The sequence below is a fragment of the Burkholderiales bacterium genome, from assembly GCA_013695435.1.
Taxonomy (GTDB): Bacteria; Pseudomonadota; Gammaproteobacteria; order Burkholderiales; family JACMKV01; genus JACMKV01.
In genome coordinates this window covers 1-9,736 of the sequence record JACDAM010000215.1, presented here as the reverse complement: position 1 = coordinate 9,736, position 9,736 = coordinate 1, and the positions used below count along the sequence as shown (strand labels likewise).

General features: G+C 58.6%; 10 protein-coding genes and 1 pseudogene. 4 read left to right on the top strand and 7 right to left on the bottom strand.

What is annotated here, in order from left to right:
- Window positions 1–578 precede the first annotated feature (578 nt).
- Window positions 579–1,419: pseudogene (locus H0V78_10655) on the top strand (RecQ family ATP-dependent DNA helicase).
- Between the two features lie 302 nt (window positions 1,420–1,721).
- Window positions 1,722–1,937 (top strand): DNA gyrase inhibitor YacG, encoded by a 216-nt coding sequence (locus tag H0V78_10650; protein ID MBA2352210.1) that lies wholly within the window; start codon window positions 1,722–1,724, stop codon window positions 1,935–1,937.
- Here H0V78_10650 and H0V78_10645 read toward each other — a convergent pair.
- From H0V78_10645 to argJ, 3 genes are read right to left on the bottom strand one after another with little or no spacing between them, the layout of a single operon-like run.
- A complete protein-coding gene (locus H0V78_10645) occupies window positions 1,934–3,025 on the bottom strand; it encodes a Nudix family hydrolase (GenBank protein MBA2352209.1) in 1,092 nt (363 codons plus the stop codon). The two genes, H0V78_10650 and H0V78_10645, sit on opposite strands and share 4 nt — an antisense overlap.
- Window positions 2,968–3,834 (bottom strand): ATP-binding protein, encoded by an 867-nt coding sequence (locus H0V78_10640; protein MBA2352208.1) that lies wholly within the window; start codon window positions 3,832–3,834, stop codon window positions 2,968–2,970. Before H0V78_10640 ends, H0V78_10645 begins: the two co-directional genes overlap by 58 nt.
- A gap of 49 nt (window positions 3,835–3,883) precedes the next feature.
- Window positions 3,884–5,113 (bottom strand): bifunctional glutamate N-acetyltransferase/amino-acid acetyltransferase ArgJ, encoded by a 1,230-nt coding sequence (argJ, locus tag H0V78_10635; GenBank protein MBA2352207.1) that lies wholly within the window; start codon window positions 5,111–5,113, stop codon window positions 3,884–3,886.
- Between the two features lie 255 nt (window positions 5,114–5,368).
- Between argJ and rpmE the strand changes: the two genes are divergently transcribed.
- Window positions 5,369–5,602: a 50S ribosomal protein L31 gene (rpmE, locus tag H0V78_10630; GenBank protein ID MBA2352206.1), complete on the top strand. Its 234-nt coding sequence runs from the start codon at window positions 5,369–5,371 to the stop codon at window positions 5,600–5,602.
- Window positions 5,603–5,688: 86 nt separating this feature from the next.
- Here the strand turns inward: rpmE and cynS are convergent, their stop codons facing one another.
- The 4 genes from cynS to H0V78_10610 form a co-directional block, all read right to left on the bottom strand.
- Window positions 5,689–6,132, bottom strand: a complete 444-nt coding sequence (cynS, locus tag H0V78_10625; GenBank protein ID MBA2352205.1) for a cyanase — start codon at window positions 6,130–6,132, stop codon at window positions 5,689–5,691.
- Window positions 6,133–6,151: 19 nt separating this feature from the next.
- A complete protein-coding gene (locus H0V78_10620; protein ID MBA2352204.1) occupies window positions 6,152–7,021 on the bottom strand; it encodes an ABC transporter ATP-binding protein in 870 nt (289 codons plus the stop codon).
- A gap of 50 nt (window positions 7,022–7,071) precedes the next feature.
- Entirely contained in the window at window positions 7,072–7,908 is an 837-nt protein-coding gene (ntrB, locus tag H0V78_10615; protein MBA2352203.1) for a nitrate ABC transporter permease, read from the bottom strand.
- A 135-nt stretch (window positions 7,909–8,043) separates the two neighbouring features.
- A complete protein-coding gene (locus H0V78_10610) occupies window positions 8,044–9,399 on the bottom strand; it encodes an ABC transporter substrate-binding protein (GenBank protein MBA2352202.1) in 1,356 nt (451 codons plus the stop codon).
- A gap of 170 nt (window positions 9,400–9,569) precedes the next feature.
- On the opposite strand from H0V78_10610, the gene H0V78_10605 reads away from it, so the two are divergent.
- On the top strand, window positions 9,570–9,736 hold a 167-nt coding region (locus H0V78_10605; GenBank protein ID MBA2352201.1), incomplete at its 3' end, for a hypothetical protein.

The window sequence follows — 9,736 nt, the reverse complement described above, 5'->3', positions numbered from 1 at the left end:
CCTGTTCAACCTCGACCGGACCGATTACAAAAGCTGGGCCCGGGGGCTGCAGTCGGCCGGCTATGCCACTTCAACGGAATACTCAAACCGGCTGATCAAGGTGATCGAGCGGTTCCAGCTATACCAGTACGACCGGGCCGGGAATGACGCCGCCGGCGTGGATCCGGTCAACCCGAGCGGCCGAACATGCTGCCCGGCAATAACGGGAACCCCGGCGGGCCGGTTGAGGTCGCAGCGCTGGATACAAGCAACCGGCCGGAGAGCTCTGCGCGGACAAAAGCGGAACGTGAAGAAGCGGTACGCAAGCTGCTCGGAAATTGGAACGGGGGGGTTGGAGGCATTGAAACCGGCGAACACGCACCCCGACATGAACATCGCACTGAAGCGCTATGGGACAAAGTTTGCGGAGAGCGAGGACATGCCCGCCGGGCTGCCCGAATGGATGCGTCGCGATGAAGCTTGGGCAGACCGCAAAAGGCGCTACTCCGGCGGAGAAACGACAACGATTGTCGCGGCCGTTCCGAGGAACGTAATTCCGGTGATGTGCCGCGAATGGCAGAGGCCGGTCCGCGATGATCCTGCCGAAGGCGCGCGAAATACTGAGTACCGTTTTCGGCTACCCGGAATTTCGCGGGCTGCAGGACAGCATCGTCGCGCATGTGATCGAGGGCGGCGACTGCCTCGTGCTCATGCCCACCGGCGGCGGCAAATCGTTGTGCTATCAAATCCCCGCGCTCGTGCGTCCGGGCACGGCGGCGTCGTTTCACCGTTGATCGCGCTCATGCAGGATCAAGTGCAGGCGTTGCTGCAACTTGGGGGTGGCGGCGGCGTTCCTGAATTCGAGTCTCGATAGCGAGGCCGCTCGCGCGACCGAGCAAGAACTGTTGTACGGCAGCCTCAATCTGCTGTATGTCGCGCCCGAACGCCTGCTGACGCCGCGCTTCCTGGAGTTACTTGCGCGCATTGATGTAGCGCTTTTTGCCATCGATGAAGCCTATTGCGTGTCGCAATGGGGCCACGATTTTCGTCCCGAATACCGCGAGCTTTCGATTCTGCACGCGCGCTTCCCGAACGTGCCGCGCATCGCGCTGACGGCAACCGCCGACGCGCCGACGCGCGCTGAAATCATCGAGCGTCTGCACCTCGAATCGGCGCGCCAGTTTGTGTCGAGCTTCGACCGTCCGAACATTCAATATCGCGTCGCGGCGAAGCGCGATCCCCGCCGCCAACTGCTCGATTTTCTCAGGCCGCATCGCGACGACGCTGGAATTGTCTATTGTTTGTCGCGCAAGAAAGTCGAGGAGACCGCGGCGTTCCTTTATCGCGAATGGCTATCGCGCCTTGCCCTATCACGCCGGTCTCGACAACGTCACGCAAGCAGAGCAAGATCGAGCGGCGGCTATCCGACCAGGCGAGTGAATGGGACGGCTGGAAAAAACCAAAGGGAAGGCACTGGCGCAGTTTGACCGGCTACGCGAGAGAATCAGTCAGTTGGACGGGCATCGTGAGAACCTATTTACGGCAGAGGCAATCAGGCGATTTGGTAAGTGGCTATGATGAAGGCCATCGAAACGATAAAATGCATGTGACACAGGTTTCCGTGTAGGTAGTCACGTAGCTACGCGAAACCAAGATGACGCAACGCCGCAGAATAAAGGCGCTCCGGCCGTTTTCAATCTTACTTTCTGTCTCTGACCTTCTGCAAACTGCTACTGCGCAACATGGAAGTTGCTAAACCGCGTCAGCATCTCGTAGCCTGCCCGCAATGCGGGCGTACCATCGTCTGGAGCACAGAAAATTCCTTTCGCCCGTTTTGCACCGAGCGCTGCAAGTTGATCGATCTGGGCGCGTGGGCTTCCGAAAGCTACCGAATCGCCGCTGAAAGCAACGTTGAAGAAGCAGACGACGAAATCGGCAAGCCGGACGAAGATCGTTAATCAGAATCCGGCCTCAAACTTCCGCTGATTTCCAAGCCGCTGCCGTTGGGCCACGCACCGCGAATCATCGCGATGCCATGCGCGCCGTGATTCTTCGCAGTTTGTAAATCGCCTGCCCGCAACCCGCCGATCGCATAAACCGGCAACGGATAGTCGGCGATCAATTCGCCAAACTGTCGCCAGCCGAGATTTTGCCGATGGAGACTCGACGAATCCGAATGGCTTGCGGTCGGAAAAACGGAACCGAGCACGACAAAATCCATATTCAACTCGATTGCGCGTTCGAGTTCGCGGACATCGTGACAGGATGCGCCGCACAGATCGAGCGACGGACGTTCCGCAAGCGCCATCAACTGCGCGCTGGTCAATTGAACACCGTCCGCGCCCAGCGTTTCAGCGAGTTGAATCTCGCTATTCAGCATCACGTTCGCTTTATGTGCCCGGCAAAGTGCGACAGCATCGCGGGCGAACCTTGTGAATTCCGCGTCCGAAGCGCTTTTGTCCCGGACTTGCAGAAGCCGAAGGCCATCCCGCAAAGCCCGCTCAAGCTGGGTCATAAAATCATTGGAACGAGTCTGGCGGTCGGGCGTGATCGCATAGAAGTCCGGCAGCCGCAGCGCATCGAGCACGGGTTGATCGGGCGGCAGCAGCGGCGCGACTTCGATATCGCTCGCCGACTGCCAGGCAAGCGCCACATGTTCGCGCGGCCGTATCTCTCCATCCCATTTCGACACGCGGAAGAAGCGCAATCTGACCGTCGCGTGCGGATAGCGATACGTGCGCGTCAACCAGGGGTCGGCGCGCGTCACGCGTATGCCTAGTTCCTCATCGAGCTCGCGCAGCAATGCTTCGCGCGCGGTCTCGTCCGGCTCTATCTTGCCTCCGGGAAATTCCCAGTAGCCGGGGTAGGGTTTGCCTGACGGGCGTTGCCCGAGCAGAAAATCGCCATTCGGCTTGAGTATGACCGCAGCAGCGACGTCTATTATCCGACCCTGATTCAATCCGGAAAAACCGGGCTCTTCGCGCTGCACTATTCGCGGTCCGCGGCGAGTTTCCGCTGACCCGCCCAATCGCGCGCGAAATGCCATGCAACCCGGCCGCTGCGCGAACCGCGCCCCAGCGCCCACTGCAGCGCAGCGGTGCGCGCGTCGTCAGCCAATTTCATTTCGAAATGGTCCAGCCAATGCGCGACGATCCGCAGATACTGCTCCTGGTTGAACGGATAGAACGAAACCCAGAGGCCAAATCGCTCGGACAGCGAAATCTTTTCCTCGACTGTTTCGCCGGGGTGAATCTCCTCATCGATCCAGGTCGTATCGGCATTCTCGCGCATTTTTTCGGGCATCAAATGGCGCCGATTCGATGTCGCGTAGATCAGCACGTTCTCGGTTGCGGCCGAGAGCGAACCGTCGAGAACGACTTTCAGCGCGATATAGCCGGGCTCATCCTCCGCGAACGAAAGATCGTCGCAAAAAACGATGAATTTCTCAGGCCGGTTGAACACCCGATCGACGATCTCGTGCAAATCGACGAGATCATGTTTTTCGACTTCGATCACGCGCAGGTTTTCAGACGAGTAGCGATTCAGCAGCGCCTTGATCAGCGATGATTTGCCGGTGCCGCGGGCACCGGTCAGGAGGACATTATTGGCCGGATGGCCGCGCACGAATTGCGCGGTATTTTGTTCGATACGCGCACGTTGCGCGTCTATGCCGAGCAGATCATCGAGGCTGATGCGGTGCAGATGCTTGACCGCTTCGATGCGTCCCTTACCACTACCAGCGCCGCGCTTGCGCCATTGAAAGGCAGTCGATGCGCTCCAATCGGTCGCGATCGATTCGCCACTCATCAAACCATCGATGCGATCGAGAAGGGCTTCGGCGCGCTCAACGAGCATCGCAATATTGCTGGAATCCGCAAACGCTGTCGGCAAAGGCTGCACGTTTTCAGCTCCGATAATCGGCGTTGATGCTGACATAGTCATGCGATAGATCGCAGGTCCAGATCGTCGCGCTCGCATCGCCACGATTCAGCAACACGCGTATCGTGATTTCCGCTTGGCTCAGCACGCGCCTGCCGTCCGCTTCGGCATAGCTCGCGGTGCGGCCACCTCCTTCCGCAACCAGAACGTCATCGAGATAAAGCGCTACGTCATGCACATTCATGCCAGCGACATCGACCTTGCCGATTGCCGCTAATATTCGCCCCAGATTCGGATCGGAGGCGAAGAACGCAGTCTTCACGAGCGGAGAGTGCGCGATCGAAAAAGCGATAGCCCGGCATTCCTGTTCATCCCGGCCCTGCTCTACCTGAACAGTAATGAATTTGGTCGCGCCCTCGCCATCCCGTACGATTGCCTGCGCGAGCTGGATCGATGTTTCGGTCATTGCTTGTTGCAGCTTCCTGAAAGCGACACTAGCGGCGTCCGTGATCTCCGGCATCTTTGCGGTGCCCGATGCAATCAGCATGAAGGCATCGTTCGTCGATGTGTCGCCATCGATCGTGATGCAGTTGAACGAGCGCGCCGCGGCCCCGCTTGCCAGGGCTTGTAATTGCGGCTGGCTGACGCGCGCGTCGGTCGCGATAAAAGCGAGCATCGTCGCCATATCCGGATGAATCATGCCCGCGCCCTTGGCGATGCCGGTGAGCGTGACGCTCAACCCATCTATATCGATTCGGCGTGACGCCGCTTTCGCAACCGTATCGGTAGTCATGATCGCATGGGCTGCGTCATACCAGTTGTCTTCGCGAAGGTCGTCCATGCAGCGCGGCAAACCGGCGACAATGCGCTCGACCGGCAGCGGTTCCATGATTACGCCCGTCGAAAACGGCAGGACCTGTTCCGGATCGCAGCCCAATATTTTGGCAGTCTCAAGGCATACCTCGTGCGTGCGCCTGAGGCCGTCTGCCCCCGTCCCCGCGTTGGCATTACCGGTATTCACGACCAGCACTCGAGTCCCGTGGTTCCCTCGCAAGCGCTCGCGCGCGATCACGACCGGCGCCGCGCAAAAACGATTTTGCGTAAACACGCCGGCCACGTTCGCACCGGACTCAAGAGCGATAACAAGCAGATCCTTGCGGCCGGGCTTTTTAATCGCGGCCTCAGCGACGCCGAGGCGGACACCATGAACGGAAAGCAGATCATTGCGATCGAGCAGTGCAAGATTGACAGGCATGGAAACGTCGCTGTAGAGCGTGGGCGCACGAAACGCGGGATGTTGTGCTTTGCCAGAGAGACTGATTTTACGACAACTGGATGCTCCTGCCGGAAGGTTTTATTCTTCTTCCTTGGATTGCGCTGCCAGCCGTTTTTCAGACTGGAAATTTTTTTCGCGTATGGCGAGTTATGTCGCGTCGCCTTGCCTCAAATTGGTCATTGCGCGATAATTCGCGCTTTTCACATGTCGGCTTTCCCGCCGCGTGAGGCGATTATGAAACCAGATATCCATCCGAAATACGAAGAAATTGCAGTGACCTGCAGTTGCGGCAACACTTTCAAGACGAAATCGACACTGGGCAAGCCATTGCACGTCGAGGTTTGTTCGGCTTGCCATCCCTTCTATACCGGCAAGCAGAAAGTTCTCGATACCGCCGGCCGTGTCGAGAAATTCCGTCAGAAGTACAGCAAGACCGCGGGAAAAAGCAGCGACGCTACGCCGGGTTAACGGTCGCCGTTAGCCCGATAAAAAGGCAGCCTCGGCTGCCTTTTTATTTTTTGACGCTGTAGCGATACGATAGGACGCTGTAGCGATCAGTATTTGCGGTACGGCAGAAATTTTCCGTGCATCACGATTTTTACCCGATCCCCCTTGGGATCGGGCATGCGCTCCATGGTCATTTCGAAATCGATGGCGCTCATTATGCCGTCGCCGAATTCTTCGTGAATCAATTCCTTCCAGGCAGTACCGTAGACCTGTATCAGTTCATAGAACCGATAGATCGTCGGGTCGACCGGGACAGCCGCGCCGAGTGAGCCGCGTGTCGGCACAATTTGCAGCATCGTCACATCATTTTCGGTCAGGCCCAGCGCTGTGCCCGCACTTTTCGCTTCATCCGCCGACAGCGGCATTTGTCCCATCAATGCCGCTGTCGTCCAGACCGGGCTGCGGCCGATTTTTTCGGCCAGCTTGGGCCAGCTGATTCCTTTTTTCAGTTTGGCGCCCAGTATCTTCTCGGTCAGTTCCGCTCGGGTCATGCGTTTTCTCCTGTTCTGTTTAGCTGTGTAGGTTGAATACGCGTTCCTCGCGCGCGAAAGGCTGGTCTCCGCGTTGCGTCTCCGGGTTTGCGGAAACTCCGGGTGAGATGATGGGCGGATACCTGGGGTCGTAGTCCGGCGGCGGCTCGGCATTGAAGCGCTTCGAGCGTGTGACCAGGAAATCGACGAGGTGATTGCGGATCGGGTAGTACCGCGGGTCTTTGTGTATGGTGTCGCGCGCGCGGTTTTCCGGCAGTGTGTTCTGCACGATTTCGGCGATTCTGGCGCGCGGGCCGTTACTCATCAGCATGATTCTGTCGGATAACAGGATCGCTTCATCGACGTCGTGCGTAATCATGAAAACGGTCTGATGCGTTGCCGCGCAGATTCTTTTGAGCTCGTCCTGGATCAAGCCGCGCGTCAACGCATCGAGCGCTCCGAATGGCTCGTCGAGCAACAGCATTTTCGGCTCGATCGCGAACGCGCGCGCGATGCCGACGCGCTGCTTCATGCCGCCAGAGAGTTCGGCCGGCTTCTTGTGCTCGGAGCCGGTCAGTCCGACGAGGTCCAGGTATTTCCGGCAATGGGCGGCGAGTTTTTGCCTGCTCCAGTCGGGCCAGCGCGAACGCACGCCGAAAGCGACGTTTTTTTCCGCAGATAACCATGGCATCAGCGCATGGCTTTGGAACACGACGCCGCGGTCGAGGCTGGGGCCGGAAACTTCGCGGCCATCCATGACGACCACGCCGCTGGTCGCCTCGTCGAGACCGGCGAGGATGTTCAGGATAGTCGATTTGCCGCAGCCGGAATGGCCGACGATGCAGACGAATTCACCTTTCCGCACACTGAAGTGTACCTGATCGAACACGACCAGCGGCTCGCCGCGCATACCGCGGTAAACCCTGCTCAAATCCTCGACTTTCAGAAAAGCGTCCACGCCTACTCCTGGTAGGCGACCAGCCGGGATAGCCAGCCGAAAACCAGGTCGAGCAGCATGCCGACCACCCCTATCGTCAGGATCGCGAAAATGACGTTGGTCAGGCTCAGGTTATTCCATTCGTTCCAGACGAAGTAGCCGATGCCGGTGCCGCCAACCAGCATTTCGGCGGCGACGATGACGAGCCAGGCGATGCCCATCGAAATCCGCATACCCGTCAAAATCGTCGGCGCCGCTGCCGGCAGAATCACCAGAAAAGCTTTGCGCAAAACGCTAGCCTCCAGTGTTTTGGCGACGTTCAGCCAATCGCGCCTGACCGAAGCGACGCCGTGAACCGTGTTCAGCAGCATCGGCCACAGCGAGCAGACAAAGATCACGAATATCGATGACGTTGTCGAATCCTTGATCGTATACAGCGCGAGCGGCATCCACGCCAGCGGTGAAATCGGCTTCAGCACCTGGATAAAAGGATCGAGCGCGCGATAAATCAGCGGCGACATGCCAATCAGAAAACCGAGCGGAATCGCCAGCAGCGCGGCCAGCGCAAAACCGAGCAGCACGCGCGCGATCGAGTACGCCAACTGTATGCCTATGCCTTTGTCATTGGCGCCGTTGTCGTAGAACGGATTGCTCAGATGTCTCCAGATCGTCTCGCCCATTTGCAGCGGCGTCGGCAAACCGGAAGCCGTCGTGTCGCCGCCGCCCATCAGCTTTGCGTATTCGCTATCGCCGCCGATCGTGTTATCGACCGGCAGGGTCGCGAGGTGCCAGACCAGCAGGAACAGGCCGAAGATGGCAAGCGATAAAAGAGCGGCGCGATAAGCGGAGGATTTGGTCATATCGAATTTCGCTGATAAAGAAAGCCGTCGTTCCCGCAAAGCTTGTCGCGGCCCGCTTTAGGCGGGAGCAGGAATCCAGCGACGCTTGTTTCGACCCACGGGTCTGCTTCCGGGGAAACGACGCAAGGTGAGAAGCTACGCTCGTTTGATCGCGAAACTTTGCACGTATGCCTCCGGCTTCGTCGGATCGAATTCCTTGCCCATCACCGAGATTTTCCTGTAAGCGGCATCCGGCGGCGCGGCGCCGGCGTCTTTCATGTATTTGCGCGCGTCGCTGACCAGGAACACTTTTTCGGCGATGTCCTTGTATTGCACGTCTGCCTTCACATAGCCCCAGCGCTTCATCTGCGTGAGAATCCAGACTGCCATCGACTGCCACGGGAAAGGATCGAAATCGATGCGGTTCGGCGCGTTGACGACGTTGCCGAGACCGTCGGCAAAGCGCCCGGTAAGTACCTGCTCGACAACCGGCACGGGTTGATTCAGGTAATTTGCCGGCGCGATCGCGGCTGCGATCTCCTTGCGATTTTTGGCATCGTGGGCAAATGCGGCGGCATCGACCATGGCGCGAAACAAGGCGGCGAACGTGTTCGGATTCTCCTTGACGAACGCATCGGTCACGCCGAATGCGCAACACGGATGGCCGTCCCACAATTCCTTGGTCAAGAGATGGATGAAACCGATCTGGTCGAACACCGCGCGCTGGTTAAACGGATCGGGACCGAGGTAGCCATCGATATTTCCCGCGCGTAAATTGGCGACCATCTCCGGCGGCGGCGTCACGCGGATCTGGATATCCCTGTCGGGATCGATGCCGTGCTCGGCAACGTAATAGCGCAGCAGGAAGTTGTGCATCGAATATTCGAATGGCACGGCGAACGTCATGCCTTTCCAGCTTTTCGGATCGCGCCGATCCTTGTGCTTCAGGGCCAGCGTGATCGCCTGGCCGTTGATATTCTGGATGGTCGCGACATTCATCGCTTGCGCGACTGAGCCCGCGCCCATCGAAATCGCCAGCGGCATCGGCGACAGCATGTGCGATGCGTCGTGCTCCTTGTTCAACATCTTGTCTCGGATCAGCGCCCAGCCAGCGGTTTTAATCAAGGTCACGTCGAGGCCCTGCTTGCTGTAGAACCCCATCGGTCCGGCCATGATCAGCGGCGTTGCGCAGGTGATCGGGATGAAGCCGATTTTCAGATTTTTCTTTTCGGGCGGGCCGGGCGTTTCGGCCGCCATCGCCTGTATGGCGTCGATCGGCAGCAGACTTGAAATCGCCGCCAGAGCCGCGCTGGCGCCCACGCTGCGAATGAAATTGCGGCGCGTCGCGTCGACTGGAAACAGCGCCCGCATCAGCGCCGATTCGACGACGCGTTGCGTTGCGTGCTCCGCGCTGGTTATGACGCTCGCATCATGCTCGCTATCGTTCGCGTGCTTGCCGCAACTGCAGCGAAGTTGGACTTGCGGATCGAATGGATTGTCGAATGTGGCCATGATCGCTCCCGGTAAACATCACCGGCAGCCGTTAGCAGAATGCGTACCACGGATTTCTTCCGGGGCTAGGTTTTGCTGGATCGCGCAGTCCGCTGATATGACGCGACTAATCTGAATTTAGCGGGTTCGCCAAGGAGAAGGGTAGCGCCGTTAACGATTTCAGGGCGCACTTGATTGGTGCATCGCGCACCAAGCTTGGGCAGAAACTTGTGCTCGGATGTCGGGCGCATCCCTTTGAAGAAACCCTGCTGTTTAAAGTGTCGGTGATGGTCGAGCGCTTTTCAGAACGACGCGCGTTCCGCGCGGGCGAGCAGCAAAGTTTCGATCTCCGCTACCG

Bases quoted from the DNA above. Each gene is read 5' to 3' on its own strand.
- H0V78_10650 (MBA2352210.1), top strand. From the start codon at position 1,722: ATGGAAGTTGCTAAACCGCGTCAGCATCTCGTAGCCTGCCCGCAATGC.
- H0V78_10645 (MBA2352209.1), bottom strand. From the start codon at position 3,025: ATGGCATTTCGCGCGCGATTGGGCGGGTCAGCGGAAACTCGCCGCGGA.
- H0V78_10640 (MBA2352208.1), bottom strand. From the start codon at position 3,834: ATGCTCGTTGAGCGCGCCGAAGCCCTTCTCGATCGCATCGATGGTTTG.
- argJ (MBA2352207.1), bottom strand. From the start codon at position 5,113: ATGCCTGTCAATCTTGCACTGCTCGATCGCAATGATCTGCTTTCCGTT.
- rpmE (MBA2352206.1), top strand. From the start codon at position 5,369: ATGAAACCAGATATCCATCCGAAATACGAAGAAATTGCAGTGACCTGC.
- cynS (MBA2352205.1), bottom strand. From the start codon at position 6,132: ATGACCCGAGCGGAACTGACCGAGAAGATACTGGGCGCCAAACTGAAA.
- H0V78_10620 (MBA2352204.1), bottom strand. From the start codon at position 7,021: ATGCGCGGCGAGCCGCTGGTCGTGTTCGATCAGGTACACTTCAGTGTG.
- ntrB (MBA2352203.1), bottom strand. From the start codon at position 7,908: ATGACCAAATCCTCCGCTTATCGCGCCGCTCTTTTATCGCTTGCCATC.
- H0V78_10610 (MBA2352202.1), bottom strand. From the start codon at position 9,399: ATGGCCACATTCGACAATCCATTCGATCCGCAAGTCCAACTTCGCTGC.